We start from the raw sequence: 14,525 nt of genomic DNA on the forward strand, positions 1-14,525 counted from the left end.
CGCGCGGAACCTGCGCGCGAGACACATGCCCAAACGTACCGACATCTCCTCGATCCTGATCATCGGCGCGGGGCCGATCGTCATCGGTCAGGCCTGCGAGTTCGACTATTCCGGCGTCCAGGCCTGCAAGGCCCTGCGCACCGAGGGCTACCGAATCGTGCTGGTGAACTCGAACCCGGCGACGATCATGACCGATCCGGACGTCGCCGACGCCACCTACATCGAGCCGATCACGCCCGAGATGGTCGAGAAGATCATCGAGAAGGAGCGCCCCGACGCGCTGCTGCCCACCATGGGCGGCCAGACCGCGCTCAACACCGCGCTGGCCCTCGAGGCCGGCGGCGTTCTGGCGAAGTACGGCGTCGAGATGATCGGCGCCCGCGCCGACGTGATCGACAAGGCCGAGGACCGCCAGAAGTTCCGCGACGCCATGGACGCGATCGGGCTGGAGAGCCCGAAGTCGAAGGCCGCGCATTCGATGGAGGAGGCCCTGGAGGGCCTGGAGTTCGTGGGCTTGCCCGCGATCGTCCGCCCGTCGTTCACGCTGGCCGGCACCGGCGGCGGCATCGCCTACAACGCCCAGGAATTCCGCGAGATCGTCGAGCGCGGCCTGGACCTTTCGCCCACCACCGAAGTCCTCATCGAGGAGAGCGTGCTGGGCTGGAAGGAGTACGAGATGGAGGTCGTCCGCGACAAGGCGGACAACTGCATCATCATCTGCTCGATCGAGAACATCGACCCGATGGGCGTCCACACGGGCGACTCGATCACGGTCGCGCCGGCCCTGACGCTGACCGACAAGGAATACCAGTGGATGCGCCGCGCCTCGATCGCGGTGCTGCGCGAGATCGGTGTCGAGACCGGCGGCTCGAACGTGCAGTTCGCGGTCAACCCGGCCGACGGGCGCATGGTCGTCATCGAGATGAACCCGCGCGTGTCGCGCAGCTCGGCGCTGGCCTCCAAGGCCACCGGCTTCCCGATCGCCAAGGTCGCCGCCCGCCTGGCCGTCGGCTACACGCTCGACGAGCTGATGAACGACATCACGGGCGCCACGCCCGCCTCGTTCGAGCCCAGCATCGACTACGTCGTCACCAAGATCCCGCGCTTCGCCTTCGAGAAGTTCCCGGGCTCCGAGCCGTACCTCACCACCTCGATGAAGTCGGTGGGCGAGGTCATGGCCATCGGCCGCACCTTCGCCGAGAGCCTGCAGAAGGCGCTGCGCGGCCTGGAGACCGGCCTGACCGGCCTGGACGAGATCGCCATCGACGGCGGCGACGATCCCGGGATGGGCCACGCCGCGGTGCTGCGTGCGCTGGCCACGCCCACGCCCGACCGGCTGCGCGTCATCGCCCAGGCGTTCCGCGCCGGCCTGACCGTCGACGAGGTCCACGGCGCGTGCAGCTACGAGCCCTGGTTCCTGCGCCAGCTCGAAGCCCTGGTGCGGCAGGAGGAGGCGGTCCGCACGAACGGCCTGCCGACCACGGCCGCCGAGTTCCGCAGGCTGAAGGCCCAGGGCTTCTCCGACGCCCGCCTCGCCAGGCTCACCCACACCACCGAGAAGGAGGTGCGCGAGCAGCGCCGGGCGCTGGGCGTGCGGCCCGTCTTCAAGCGCATCGACACGTGCGCCGGCGAGTTCCGCGCCTCGACGCCCTACATGTACTCGACCTACGAGACCGGCGCGCTGGGTCAGCAGCCCGACTGCGAGTCGGAGCCGTCCGAGCGCAGGAAGGCGATCATCCTGGGCGGGGGCCCCAACCGGATCGGCCAGGGCATCGAGTTCGACTACTGCTGCGTCCACGCCGCCTATGCGCTGGACGAGATCGGCGTCGAGTCGATCATGGTGAACTGCAACCCCGAGACCGTCTCGACCGACTACGACACCTCCGACCGCCTCTACTTCGAGCCGCTGACGGCGGAGGACGTGCTGGAGCTGATCGAGACCGAGCGCGCCAGCGGCGAGCTGATCGGCGTGATCGTCCAGTTCGGCGGCCAGACCCCGCTGAAGCTGGCCAAACCCCTGGAAGACGCCGGCATCCCGATCCTGGGCACCAGCCCCGACGCCATCGACCTCGCCGAAGACCGCGAGCGTTTCCAGCAACTGCTGCACAGGCTGAAGATCGCCCAGCCGGTGAACGCGCTGGCCCGCAGCCGCGACGAGGCCTTCGCCGCCGCGCACAAGGTCGGCTATCCGGTGGTGATCCGCCCCTCCTACGTGCTGGGCGGCCGCGCCATGGAGATCGTCCGCGACGACGAGCAGCTCGAGCGCTACATCACCACCGCCGTGCAGGTGAGCGGCGACAGCCCCGTCCTCATCGACCAGTACCTCAGCCGCGCCACCGAGGTGGACGTCGACGCCCTGTGCGACGCGAACGGCGAGGTCTTCGTCGCCGGCGTCATGGAGCACATCGAGGAGGCCGGCGTACATTCGGGCGACAGCGCCTGCTCGCTCCCGCCCTTCAGCCTCAGGGCCGAGACCATCGCGGCGCTGAAGCGCCAGACCGAAGCCATGGCCAGGGCCCTGGAGGTCCGCGGCCTGATGAACGTGCAGTTCGCCATCGAGGAGCCGCAGTCGGCGGAGCCCCGCATCTACGTCCTCGAAGTCAACCCGCGCGCCAGCCGCACGGTGCCCTTCGTCGCCAAGACCATCGGCGAGCCGGTGGCCGCCATCGCCGCCAAGCTGATGGCCGGCAAGCCGCTCAGCGACTTCGGCCTCGCCGAGACGCCCTACGACCACATCGCGGTGAAGGAGGCGGTCTTCCCGTTCGCCCGCTTCCAGGGCGTCGACACCATCCTGGGCCCCGAGATGCGCTCGACCGGCGAGGTCATGGGCCTCGACTGGATCCGCCCGGGCGAGGACGCCGGCCCGGCCTTCGCGCGCGCCTTCGCCAAGAGCCAGCTCGGCGGCGGCACGGTGCTGCCCGCGGGCGGCTGCCTGTTCGTCTCGGTGAAGGACGCCGACAAGGCCTGGATCGCCGAGCCCGTGCGCCAGATGATCGAGAACGGCTTCCGCGTGCTGGCCACCGCCGGCACCGCCGCCTACCTGGCCGACCGGGGCCTGACGGTCGAGGTGGTGAAGAAGGTCCTCGAAGGCCGCCCGCACATCGTCGACGCCATGAAGAACGGCGAGGTCCAGCTCGTCTTCAACACCACCGAGGGCAAGCAGTCCCTCCTCGACAGCTTCGAGATCCGCCGCACCGCGCTCATGATGAAGATCCCCTACTTCACCACCACGCCCGCGGCCCTGGCCGCGGCCCGCGCCATCGCCGCCACCGCCGAAGCCCCGCTGGAAGTGAGGCCGCTCCAGAGCTACGCCTGACTTCCCTCCCTTAATGGGGAGGGACAGCTCGCCGTCAGGCGAGCAGGGTGGGGAAGTCTGGATCATCCCCGCCGTCAGAGTTCTCGCACCACACTGCCCCACCCTGGCCGCTGCGCGGCCTGTCCCTCCCCATTAAGGGAGGGAAGTCACGCCTCCTCCCCCTCGCTGTCGTCCTCGGTCCCGGCCTCCAGGATCTTCATCGCCTCGTGGAAGCGCTTCAGCGCACCCACGGACGCCTGCACCCGCTGGGTCGCCGCGCCCGGGTCGCCCTGGGCGGCGTTGATGACGGCCAGGTTCGTGCTGGCGATCGCGTCCGCCAGGGCCTTCAGCGAGGCCTTCAGCGCGGCGAAGTCGGCCGCGACGTCCGGACCCTCGTCGTCGCCGTCCTCGCCGAGGGGGTCGATGAAGTCGTCGAGATGGACCATGGGCGCCTCCGGAATCCGCCGCCGGTGTGCCACGGCGCATAGCCGAAAGCCATGCCGCCTGAGCCTGCGCGTCCCGCGCGGCGGTGCTAGCGTGCCGCAAATGTCGGGAGAGGCGTCGATGCTGCGGATTCTGCTGGGAACGATGCTGGCGCTGGCGTTCGCGGGCCTGGCCCACGCCGCCACGCGCACCGAGACCATCGAGCTTCAGAGCAAGCTCGTGCCCTCGCCCGTGAAGGTCTCGGTGCTGCTGCCCGACGGCTACCAGCCCTCGCAGAAGCTGCCGCTGCTCCTGCTGCTGCACGGCGGCGGCGGCGACAACGGCTTCCTCGCCCGCATGCGGCCCACCGTCGAGGCGGCCTGGGCGGCGAAGGACTTCGCGCCGGCGGTGGTGGCCACGCCCGACGTCGGCCGCTCGCTCTACATGGACTTCAAGGACGGCTCCCAGAAGTGGGAGACCTTCATCGTCGCCGAGCTGGTGCCCGAGCTGCGCCGCCGCTACGGCCTCTCCGCCGAGCGCAGCCGCACGGTGGTCACCGGCGTCTCCATGGGCGGCCTGGGGTCCCTGCGCCTCGGCTTCGACCACCCGGAGATGTTCGGCGGGCTCGCGGCCATGGAGCCCGGCATCGAGCCGGCGCTCCGCTTCGAGGACGTCAGGATGCGCAACCGCTTCCAGCGCGACGACCGGTTCTTCAAGTCGATCTTCGGCGATCCCGTCGACCGCGAACTCTGGAAGCGCGCCAATCCGGCCAACATGGTGCTCGCCAACAAGGCGGCGATCCTGACGTCGGGCCTCGCCATCTACATCGAGGTCGGCGACCTCGACATGTTCAAGCTGGACGAGGGGACCGAGTACCTGCACCGCGTGATGTGGGACGCCGGCGTGCCCCACGAGTACCGGCTGGTCCGCAACGCCGACCACACCGGCCACACCGTGACCGCCCGCTTCCGCGACGCACTGCGCTTCCTCGACCGCGAGGTGCTGAACCCGCCGCCGCCCGACGCCGTCCGCGACGAGAACAAGGGCCGCATCGACCGCCTGCGCCGCGCCATGGGCGTGCCCGACGACGAACCGCGCCCGCCCTTCCCCGCCACGAGCCTGCCGAAGTGATCGCCCGGCGGACCCTGCTGGCGGCGACACCCGCCCTCATCGCCGCCCCGGCCTTCGGGGCGCCTTCGAAGGACGTGCGCGTGCGCGGATCGAAAGCCTATTCCGAGTCCGCCATGGTCATGACCGTCTCCGACGACGGGAAGACCGCGCTGACGCTCCGCTTCTGCCGCTTCCCGGACGAGGACCAGACCTGGCTGTGGTGCCACGTGGTCGTGGACGGCCAGCTCTACGCCTTCACCACCCACGACCTGCCGGCGTCGCGCGACCGCCTCGCGGGCCAGGACACCGCCACCTGGGCCGCGCCCGGCGCGAAGGCCGCGCTCGTCCGGGTCCGCCGGGGCGACGAGCCGCCGGCCGTGCGGCTCTCGGCCGACCTGATGGGCCACAGGAGCTTCGCCGCGCCGCACGGGCCGGGCCGCGTCCCGATCCGCTTCACCGGCCAGTTCCAGGGCGTCAGCGCGCTCGCCGCGCCGGTGCTGGAGGGCCGCCAGGAGGTCTATGGCGTCGTCGAGGCCGAGCTCGAGGTCGCCGGCCGGAAGATCCGCCACCAGGGCCGCGCCAAGTTCCACGAGCAGCGCCAGGAGGCGCCGCGCTTCGAGGCCCCGTTCGCCTATAGCTGGCTCTCCGGCGAAGGCGCCGACGCCACCACGCTTCTGCTGCAGCAGGGCGCGACCGGCGGCTGGCGGCTCGACGGGCACGAGGCGCCGCTCGCCGACATGCGCCTCGACCCGCCCGGGCGGGAGCGCGCCGTCGCCTACGCCTTCAAGTCGGGCAAGACGGCGCCGGGCCGCCTGACCGCCCTCGTGCGCTACACGATCCCGATCTACGGCCGCGCCTGGAACGGCAGCTTCGTGACGGGCGACGTCGACGGCCGGCCCGTCGTGGGCGTGCTGAACGACTGGACCACCGCCGTCGACATCTACGCCGCGTCTGCGACGCGCTCTCAGAAACCCTAAGCTGTCAAAGAGTTGAGACTCGCGCTTGCCGATTGACCGGCGACGCCATGAGGCGCACGCTCGCCCCATCGCCTGACTGAGACAGGCGGCACTTGGGCGCGCCCCGGCGGCCCGCCAGGCCCCCGGCTTCAGGACGAGGGGGGCCGACGACGAACTTCCGGGGGACGCCCGCGTGGCGTCTGCCGCAGGACGGCGTGGAGACCAAGAAGCTCCGCAACGGAATGCGAGGAAGAGTCATGCATACCGAGCCTCATGCCGGCGACGTGAAGCATCACAAGCCGCGCCACCTGGCCGAGAAGTTCGAGGGGATGATCGGCGTCGTCATGGTGGCGGCCATCTGCCTGCTCGCGGTCGGCCTGATCTACGGCATCCTCATGACGGGCCAAGCCACGCCCAAGTGGATGCAGTAGGCCCCGCAAGGGCCGACCTCCGCACCGGCGTCCGCGCCGGTCCCAGACAGACGACGGGCGCCCGCCCGGGCGAGGCTCGGCGGGCGCTGGAGGGTTTTGCGACGCCGCGAGCCCGGGTCCCGATCCCAACCGCGCGCCTTCCCCGACGGCATGACTGTTCGGACCCAGACGCCTGCGCTACCAACTGATCGACGATAAGGGAGGCGCGCATGGCGGGTCGGGTTGCAGGCAAGGTGGCGCTGGTGACCGGCGGGGCGAGCGGCATCGGCCGCGGCACGGCGGAGAGGCTGGCCGAGGAAGGCGCGTTCGTCGTCGTCACCGACATCCAGGACCGCCTGGGCGAAGAGGTCGTGGCCGGCATCGCGAAGGCCGGCGGCAAGGCCGAGTACCGCAGCCACGACGTCACCGACGAGGACGCCTGGGTCGACATCGTCGGCGGGATCAAGTCGCGCCACGGCCGGCTCGACATCCTGGTCAACAACGCCGGCATCGGCATCGGCGGCCCGATCCTGGAGATGAAGCTGTCCGACTGGCGCCGCCAGACCGCGATCAACCTCGACGGCGTCTTCCTGGGCGTGAAGCACGGCATCCCGCTGATGCGTGAGAGCGGCGACGGCGGCTCGATCGTCAACATCTCGTCGGTGGCGGGGCTCAAGGGCTCGCCCAGCCTGGCCGGCTACTGCGCCACCAAGGGCGGCGTGCGCCTCTTCACCAAGGCCATCGCGCTGGAATGCGCCAACGCCCAGGACGGCATCCGCGTGAACTCGGTCCACCCGGGCCTGATCGAGACGCCGATCTGGCTGACCGTCGGCGAGGCGGTGAACCCGGGCGCCAACGCCCCGCCGGACCTCGACGCCATGTCGGCCATGGCCGTGCCGCTGGGCGTGAAGGGCGTGCCCCTGGACATCGCCAACGGCGTCCTGTGGCTCTGCACCGACGAGGCGCGCTACGTCACCGGCCTGGAACTCGTCATCGACGGCGGAATGACCCTGCGGTAGCGCGCCCGTTTCCCCTCAACGAACGTCATCCCGCGACTTGTTCGCGGGATGACGATCAGGGTTGGGGAATCCACAGCCCATGGAACCCCATCGGCATCCGGTGGGTCAGCCGCGCGCGGGCGACGGGCCCCGCCGCCACGTCCGAGGCGTCCAGCACCACCAGCGACCCGGCTTCGCTCGCCTCGTCGTAGGTGTTGGCCAGCAGCCAGCCGTCGCCCTCTTCCGGCCCGCGCGGCGCGAACACGGGCTCCGAGACCGCCACGCCCGGCCCGGCGTCCCACACCGCCATCTCGCCGGTCGCGTGGTCGAAGCGCGCCAGCCCGCGCTGGAAGAGGTCGCCCGTGCCGGGGCCGCCGAGCCCGGCCACATAGCCGTAGCGGTACGGCCGGCCGGTGCGGCGCTCGTCGATGCGCGGGTACTCGCAGACGAAGTCGTGCAGCCGCCGCCGCGTCACGCCGCCCGGCCGACCGGGGTCCAGGTCCCAGCGCGCCAGCCGCTGGGCCGCCCGGCCGGCGTCGGGCGCAGCGCCGTCGACGGTGGGGAACATCGCCACGTCCTGTTCGCAGAGGTCGAGCACGATCCGCCCGCCGTCCTCGAAGGCGTTCATCACATGCCAGACCATGCAGGGCGCGGTCGCGAACCGCAGCGGCTCGCCGCCGGCCCGAGGGACGACCAGCGCCTCGACCCCGGCCTGCGGCTCCCAGGCGATCAACGGCCCGCCGGCCCGCGCCCGCTCCAGCGACAGCGTCACGGGGCAGACGACGAACACCGCGAAGTTCGGCGTGATCGCGAAGTCGTGGACGATGGAGGCGTGCGGCCCCTGCACCATCCGCGCCGCGGAGAGGACGCCGGCCGCGTCGGCCTCGTGGAGCGCCAACTCCCCCGTCAGCCGCCCGCGCGGCAGGTTGGCGAACAGGACGAGCGCGCCGGTCGCCGGGTCGGTCTTCGGATGCGCCGTCATGTTGCGCGGCAGCGCGCCGCCGAACGTGTAGGGCCCCAGCGTCTCCAGCGTGACGGGGTCGATCGCCACCGGCGGCGCGCCCTCCTCCAGCGCCAGCAGGCGCCCCGCGTGCCAGACGAGGCTGGTGTTGGCCACGCCGTCCGGCGGCCGCGGCCCGGCCTCGGGGTCGTCGCCGAACGGCCCGGCGGTGGCGAAGAGGGCGCGCCCGGCGGCGTTCTCGCGCACCCAGCGCCCGGTGCGGACCCAGCGGTTGCGGTAGCCCACCCGCCCGTGCGCGATCCGGAAGGCGTGGACCATGCCGTCGCCCATCAGCGGGTTGTACGGCGGCCGCGGCGCGAACTGCGGGTTGGGCCCGACGCGGTAGTAGGTCCCCAGGAGTTCCGGCGGCAACGCCCCCTCGATCGCCAGGTCCGGACAGTCGAACTCCTGCCTGAGCGGCGCAAAGCCGCGGGCCAGGTAGGGATCTTCCTCAGCCACGTCGGTCATACGTCCAGCGCTCCACGCATCGGGAGCGCGAACCGCAACAACGGACCCGCCAGGCCGTCAAGTCTATTGTTTCTTATACTGAAATTCGTCCCGCCCGGCTCTGTCCGTTACTTTTGTCAACCCATCGAACGGGCGTCTTTTCGCCGAAAGCGCATCCCGCCTGAACGCCTGGGCCGCGGAGCGGCGCTTCGATTCAAGAACCACGGATTGCACGGATGACACGGACAGCGCCGCCGCCAATCCGTGTCATCCGTGCAATCCGTGGTTCTCGAATGACTGAGCCCCCCGCTGGCGCGGGAGGCTCGAAGGGGGTCCTTTCGGGGTCCCTACCCCTTCACCAGCTCCACGCGGGTCCCGCAGAGCTTCACGGTCCCGTCGGCGTCCAGCGCGCCGCGGGCCCTGGCGCGGGCCTTCACGGCCTCGGGATCGCGGACCTTGACGTCGAAGGCGCGCAGGCCCTCGCCGCGCCCGTCCGTCACCGGCACGAAGCGGATCTCGCCGCCGTCGACGCCGACGACCCACTGCCCGTCGCGGTAGCTCGCCGGCCGCTGCATCACCTCGCCCCAGCGGGTCGCCATCGCCTCGGGGTCGTCGCCCTGCAGCTCGGCGCCGACGATCTCCAGCGAGGTGTCGGTCTTCACGTTCGCCTGCCAGTCGGGGCCGCCCCACTCCCAGCGGTCCTTCGGGACCATGACGTCGAGCGACAGGATCGCGCCGCCCACGTCGCGCGGGTGCAGGTGGCTGTAGGCGACCTTGCCGTCGTCGCGGTCGGTCTGGTGGACGATGCGCACGCCGAGGTCGGCCATGCGCTGGCGGGTCCCGGCCATGTCGCCGTCGATCTGCATGATGACCATATAGCCGCCGTCGCCGCCGCGCTTGTCGAGCAGGCGGCCGGCCGTGGTCCCCGCCTGCATCGGCGAGACCACCTCCAGGAAGGTGTCGCCGATCGGCCAGACGGCGTTGTGCAGGCCGAAGTGGCCGACGCCCGGATCGGGGTAGTCCTGGCCCAGGCCCAGCACGTCGACGATCTCGGCCTTGGCCGCGTCGAGGTCCTTGCCCACCAGGGCGATCTGGCGAAGCCGCATGGTCCGTCCTCCCGTTCTTTGCCGCCGACTACAGGGGGCGACCCGGCGTCGGTCAAGCCTTCCAGACCGGCCGCTCAAAGGCGTAGGGTCGCGCCGACAACGGAGGGAGCCCGACCATGGCCGCGATCGACACCGGCACGAACGACCTGCTCGCTGATCTCGACAGCGGCGTCCTGACCATCACGCTGAACCGCCCCGACGCGCGCAACGCCATGAGCGACGACATGAACCAGGCGCTGGGCCGCACGCTCGCCGACGCCGAGCTCGATCCGGGCGTGAAGGTCGTGGTGCTGACCGGCGCCGGGAAGGGCTTCTGCGCCGGCGGCGACGTGAAGGGCATGAACAGCCGCAACGACGGCGGCGGGCCGGGCCTCGGCATCGACGCCGCCATCCATCGCCAGCGGGTGAACCAGCGGGCCACCGCCGGCAAGCTGTTCAAGATGCCGAAGCCGACGCTGGCCGCCCTGCCCGGCGCCGCGGCCGGCGCGGGCCTGGGCCTGGCGCTCGCCTGCGACCTCAGGATCATGGCGTCGAGCGCCATCATGACCACCGCCTTCGCCAAGGTGGGCTTCTCGGGCGACTACGGCGGCACCTACTTCCTGACCCAGCTCGTGGGCTCGGCCAAGGCGCGCGAGATGTACTACCTGTCGGACCGCGTGAGCGCCGACGAGGCCCTGCGGCTCGGCCTCACCAACTGGGTCTGCGAGTTCGACGAGCTCCAGGCCAGGACCCGCGAGATCGCGCTGCGCCTCGCGAACGGCCCGACCATCGCCTACCGCTACATGAAGGAGAACCTGAACCGCGCCATGGCCGGCGACTGGGACGACTGCCTCGACCTGGAGGCCACCCACCACGTCCACTGCGGCCAGACCGCCGACCACAAGGAAGCCGCCAAGGCCTTCGTCGAAAAGCGCGAGCCGGTCTTCACGGGCCGCTGACCGTTAGAGCCTCCGCGCCAGCGGAGGCTCAGTCATTTGGAACCACAGAAGACACAGAAGACACAGAAAACACAGAAATCGGCTGCGGCCCATCTGTGTCCTTCTGTGTTTTCTGTGGTTCGACTAACTGCCGCTGCGCGGCTCTGATCAGTAGGCCGGTTCGCCCACGGCGATGGCGCGGTCGACCTTGCTGGCTTCCAGGGCCGCCATCTTGCGGCTGACGAGCCAGAGGCAGAACAGCGAGACCGGCGGCATCAGCAGCAGGCTGAAGACGCCCATCTGCAGCGAGCCGGTCACGGTCGCGACCTTTCCCGAGGCGTAGGGGCCGATGGCGAGGCCCACCATGGTCGAGCCCAGCACATAGGTCGCCGAGACGGTGCCGTTCATGCGCGGCAGCACGAAGTCCTGGTAGGCCGCGACCGTCGAGCCGACCCAGGCCGAGCTGGTCATCGCCACCAGCGGGTTCATCCAGGCGTAGCTGCCGAAATCGGGCCGCGTGAACATCAGGATGATCAGCGGGAAGGTCGTCGCCGACGACAGCATGCAGACGAAGAGCCGGCCGCGTGGGTCGCGCGATTTCCAGGCGTCGGAGAGCCGCCCGCCGGCGATCACGCCCACCGCCGAGGCGATGGCCGACGGGATGCCCAGCGCCATCCCCGCCTCGTGCGGCGTCACCCCGAACGTGCGGATCGCGTAGGGCGCCGCCCAGAACCCGAAGCCGTAGGTGACGGTGGCCAGCCCGCCCATCCCGACGATGCAGAGCAGCACCTGCGGCGTGCCCCAGATGAGCTGGTAGGTCGGCCGGTCGGTGGCCTTCAGCGACTGCACCCACGAGAAGACCGCGTAGCAGCCCACGCCGTAGGCGATCCACTGGGCGTAGTCGTGGGTCAGCAGGATCATCGCGGTGACGGCGGCGGCGATGACCGCGGCGGCGATGAGGTTGCGCTTCAGGCCCTTGTGGCGCGCGACGCTGATCAGCGTGAAGGGCGGCAGGATGGCCGCGAACTCGCGCAGGAAGATGCCCCAGGCGCCGGGCTTGGCCACCGGCAGGGGCTCGCCGCGCGGACCGGTGCGCTGCGGCTCGCGCAGGGTCCAGACCCAGGCGGCGACGATCAGGCCGGGCACGCCCACCGCCAGGAACGTCGCCTGCCAGCCGGCCAGCGCGAACGGCCCGCTGCCGTTCGGGAACGCCGAGTTCCAGGCGTCGGTGATCGCCCCGCCCAGCGGCAGCGACAGCCCCGAGCCCACATAGAGCCCCGCCGAATAGATCGCCGCGGCCAGCGCCCGCCGCTCCTTGGGGAAATAGTCGGCCAGCATCGAGAAGGCGGCCGGCGAGGCGCTGGCCTCGCCGACGCCCACGCCCACGCGGGCGACGGCGAGCTGCGCATAGGTGGTGGAGAACCCCGACAGCGCGGTCATGGACGACCAGACCGCCAGGCCGATCGCCATCAGCCTGCCACGGTACCAGATGTCGGCCAGCCGCCCCAGCGGGATGCCGAACAGGGTGTAGAAGATCGCGAAGGCCGTCCCGTACAGGAACCCGAGCTGGGCGTCGGTGAGGCCCAGGTCGCCCTTGATGTCCTCCGCCAGGATCGACAGGATCTGCCGGTCCACGAAGTTCAGCATGTAGACGATGACCATGACGCCCAGCGCGTACCAGGCGTAGACGCCCGGTCCCTTCGCGCGCGCCGGCTCGGCTGCGGCCTCCGTCATCAGCTCCTCCCCCAGGCTCTCTTCTTCTTGGCGCGGACAGTGCGCGAGGCGTCAGACGGAGTCCACGATCCGCTGGCGCTGTTCGCCCAGGCCGTCGATGCCCAGGGTCACCAGGTCCCCGGCCTTCAGGAACCGCGGCGGCTTCATGCCGAGGCCGACGCCGGCCGGCGTGCCGGTCATGATCACGTCGCCCGGCGAGAGGCTCATGAAGCGGCTGACGTAGCTGATCAGGAAGGGGACCTTGTGGATCATGTGGGCGGTGGACGAATCCTGCACCCGCTCGCCGTTCACCGCCAGCCAGAGCCTCAGCGCGTGCGGGTCCGGAACCTTGTCCCGCGTCACCAGCCACGGCCCGATCGGGCCGAAGCCGTCGCAGCCCTTGCCCTTGTCCCAGGTCCCGGTCCCTTCGAGCTGCCACTGCCGCTCGGACAGGTCGTTGCAGACGCAGTAGCCGGCCACATGGTCCAGCGCCTCGGCCGCCTCGACATAGGCGGCGCGCTTGCCGATCACCACGCCCAGCTCGACCTCCCAGTCGGTCTTCACCGAGCCGCGCGGCAGCGGCACGTCGTCGTTCGGCCCGGTGGGCGCGCTGGCCTTCAGGAACACCACCGGCTCGGCCGGCGCCTTGCCGCCGGTCTCCGCCGCATGCTCCGCATAGTTGAGGCCGATGCAGACGATCTTGCCCACCCCGCCGACGCACGGTCCGAGGCGCGTCGTCGGATCGACCCTGGGGAACTTGGCGACGGTCAGGTCGCGCACCCGCGCCGTCGTGGCCGCCGCCAGCGCCGGCCCCGCCCAGTCCTCGATCTCGCCGGAAAGGTCGCGCCAGACGCCCCAGTCGTCGATCGCGCCGGGCTTCTCTCGCCCCGGCTCGCCGAACCGGATCAGTTTCATCGCCGAATCCCCGTCAGACCGCGGCCCAGCGTAACGGCGTCCGGCCGGCCCCGCCATGCCCGGAACCGCCGCCCTCCCGGCGCCGACGCATGCCGCCGAGCTATGGAGCCTGCGCAGGTCGGGACCCCCTAATCGAAGACGTTCCAGTCCGTGCGGCGGACCAGCTTCTCCAGCGCCAGCGTGCCGACCTGGGAGTTGCCCGCCTCGTTCAGCCCCGGCGACCACACCGCGATCGCCGCATGGCCCGGCACGATGGCCAGGATGCCGCCGCCGACTCCGCTCTTGCCGGGCAGGCCCACCTGGAACGCGAACTCGCCCGAGGCGTCGTAGTGGCCGCAGGTCAGCATGATGGCGTTGATGCGCCGCACGCGCTCGGCCGACGTGATCCGTTCGCCGCGGATCGGGTCGACGCCGCCGTTGGCCAGGAACAGCCCCGCCCGCGCGAGCTGGCGGCAGGTGATGCGGATGGCGCACTGGTTGAAGTAGGTGTGGAGCGAATCCTCCACGGCCGCGTGGATGTTGCCGAACCCCTTCATGAAGTTGGCGAGGCTGAAGTTGCGGAAGCCCGTCGCCGCCTCCTGCTCGGCGACCTCGCGGTCGATGTCGATGGTGTCGTTGTCGGCGAGCTTGCGGAAGAAGTCGCGGATCTCGGCGATGGCCTCGTCCGGCCGGCGTTCAGACAGCACCGCGTCGGTCACCACGATGGCGCCCGCGTTGATGAAGGGGTTCCGCGGCACGCCCTTCTCGGCCTCGAGCTGGACGATGGAGTTGAACCGCGACCCCGACGGCTCGCGGCCCACGCGCCGCCACAGCGCCTCGCCGTGCTTCTCCAGGGCCATGGTCAGCGTGAAGACCTTGGAGATGCTCTGGATCGAGAACGGCATCCAGGCGTCGCCCACCTCGGCGGCCCGCCCGTCGCAGGTGATGATGGCCATGCCGAAGCGGCGCGGATCGACCCGGGCCAGCGGCGGGATGTAGTCGGCGACGGCGCCCTCGCCGCGGTGCGGCTCCATCTCGCGGGCCACCTCCGCGAGGAGGCCCTGCAGGTCCAGCTCAGCCATGGCGCGGACGGTAAGCGCCGCCTGGAGTCGCAGCAACCACGCGCGTGGAGGCGGCAGCGCCCCCTCCCCCGCTGCGCAGGCAGGGCCATCGCATATGGCATGTGGGCGGCGTGTCCGCCCGATTCATGAACCGCAGAGATCGCGGAGATGCGCAGAGAAGCTCTCCCACGATTG

12 protein-coding genes are annotated in these 14,525 nt (G+C 70.9%); 6 read left to right on the top strand and 6 right to left on the bottom strand.

Annotation, left to right across the window (positions count from 1 at the left end):
• Positions 1 to 25 precede the first annotated feature (25 nt).
• Positions 26 to 3,316 (top strand): carbamoyl-phosphate synthase large subunit, encoded by a 3,291-nt coding sequence (carB, locus tag KF737_RS21435; protein WP_296460235.1) that lies wholly within the window; start codon positions 26 to 28, stop codon positions 3,314 to 3,316.
• A 146-nt stretch (positions 3,317 to 3,462) separates the two neighbouring features.
• Here the strand turns inward: carB and KF737_RS21440 are convergent, their stop codons facing one another.
• Positions 3,463 to 3,741: a hypothetical protein gene (locus KF737_RS21440; protein ID WP_296460237.1), complete on the bottom strand. Its 279-nt coding sequence runs from the start codon at positions 3,739 to 3,741 to the stop codon at positions 3,463 to 3,465.
• A gap of 118 nt (positions 3,742 to 3,859) precedes the next feature.
• On the opposite strand from KF737_RS21440, the gene KF737_RS21445 reads away from it, so the two are divergent.
• The 4 genes from KF737_RS21445 to KF737_RS21460 all read left to right on the top strand — a co-directional run bounded on the left by KF737_RS21445 (position 3,860) and on the right by KF737_RS21460 (position 7,213).
• Entirely contained in the window at positions 3,860 to 4,849 is a 990-nt protein-coding gene (locus tag KF737_RS21445) for an alpha/beta hydrolase-fold protein (RefSeq protein WP_296460240.1), read from the top strand.
• Positions 4,846 to 5,805, top strand: a complete 960-nt coding sequence (locus KF737_RS21450) for a hypothetical protein (RefSeq protein ID WP_296460242.1) — start codon at positions 4,846 to 4,848, stop codon at positions 5,803 to 5,805. Before KF737_RS21445 ends, KF737_RS21450 begins: the two co-directional genes overlap by 4 nt.
• Before the next feature lie 236 nt (positions 5,806 to 6,041).
• A complete protein-coding gene (locus KF737_RS21455) occupies positions 6,042 to 6,215 on the top strand; it encodes a hypothetical protein (protein WP_296460244.1) in 174 nt (57 codons plus the stop codon).
• A gap of 209 nt (positions 6,216 to 6,424) precedes the next feature.
• Complete coding sequence (locus KF737_RS21460; RefSeq protein WP_296460246.1) at positions 6,425 to 7,213, top strand: SDR family NAD(P)-dependent oxidoreductase; 789 nt, start codon at positions 6,425 to 6,427, stop codon at positions 7,211 to 7,213.
• 55 nt (positions 7,214 to 7,268) lie between these two features.
• Here KF737_RS21460 and KF737_RS21465 read toward each other — a convergent pair whose 3' ends face one another.
• Together KF737_RS21465 and KF737_RS21470 are read right to left on the bottom strand one after the other, a co-directional pair.
• Positions 7,269 to 8,660, bottom strand: a complete 1,392-nt coding sequence (locus KF737_RS21465; RefSeq protein WP_296460248.1) for a carotenoid oxygenase family protein — start codon at positions 8,658 to 8,660, stop codon at positions 7,269 to 7,271.
• Between the two features lie 326 nt (positions 8,661 to 8,986).
• Positions 8,987 to 9,745 (bottom strand): VOC family protein, encoded by a 759-nt coding sequence (locus KF737_RS21470; protein WP_296460250.1) that lies wholly within the window; start codon positions 9,743 to 9,745, stop codon positions 8,987 to 8,989.
• Positions 9,746 to 9,861: 116 nt separating this feature from the next.
• Between KF737_RS21470 and KF737_RS21475 the strand changes: the two genes are divergently transcribed.
• Positions 9,862 to 10,683 carry an enoyl-CoA hydratase gene (locus KF737_RS21475; protein WP_296460254.1) on the top strand — a complete coding sequence of 274 codons (822 nt, stop codon included), beginning with the start codon at positions 9,862 to 9,864 and terminating at the stop codon, positions 10,681 to 10,683.
• A 147-nt stretch (positions 10,684 to 10,830) separates the two neighbouring features.
• On the opposite strand, the gene KF737_RS21480 is transcribed toward KF737_RS21475, so the two are convergent.
• From KF737_RS21480 to KF737_RS21490, 3 genes are all read right to left on the bottom strand, one after another.
• Positions 10,831 to 12,396, bottom strand: a complete 1,566-nt coding sequence (locus KF737_RS21480) for an MFS transporter (protein WP_296460257.1) — start codon at positions 12,394 to 12,396, stop codon at positions 10,831 to 10,833.
• A gap of 51 nt (positions 12,397 to 12,447) precedes the next feature.
• Complete coding sequence (locus tag KF737_RS21485) at positions 12,448 to 13,290, bottom strand: fumarylacetoacetate hydrolase family protein (RefSeq protein WP_296460260.1); 843 nt, start codon at positions 13,288 to 13,290, stop codon at positions 12,448 to 12,450.
• A 128-nt stretch (positions 13,291 to 13,418) separates the two neighbouring features.
• A complete protein-coding gene (locus KF737_RS21490) occupies positions 13,419 to 14,351 on the bottom strand; it encodes a glutaminase (protein WP_296460263.1) in 933 nt (310 codons plus the stop codon).
• Positions 14,352 to 14,525 lie beyond the last annotated feature (174 nt).

It is taken from the genome of Phenylobacterium sp., assembly GCF_019636135.1.
GTDB lineage: Bacteria > Pseudomonadota > Alphaproteobacteria > Caulobacterales > Caulobacteraceae > Phenylobacterium.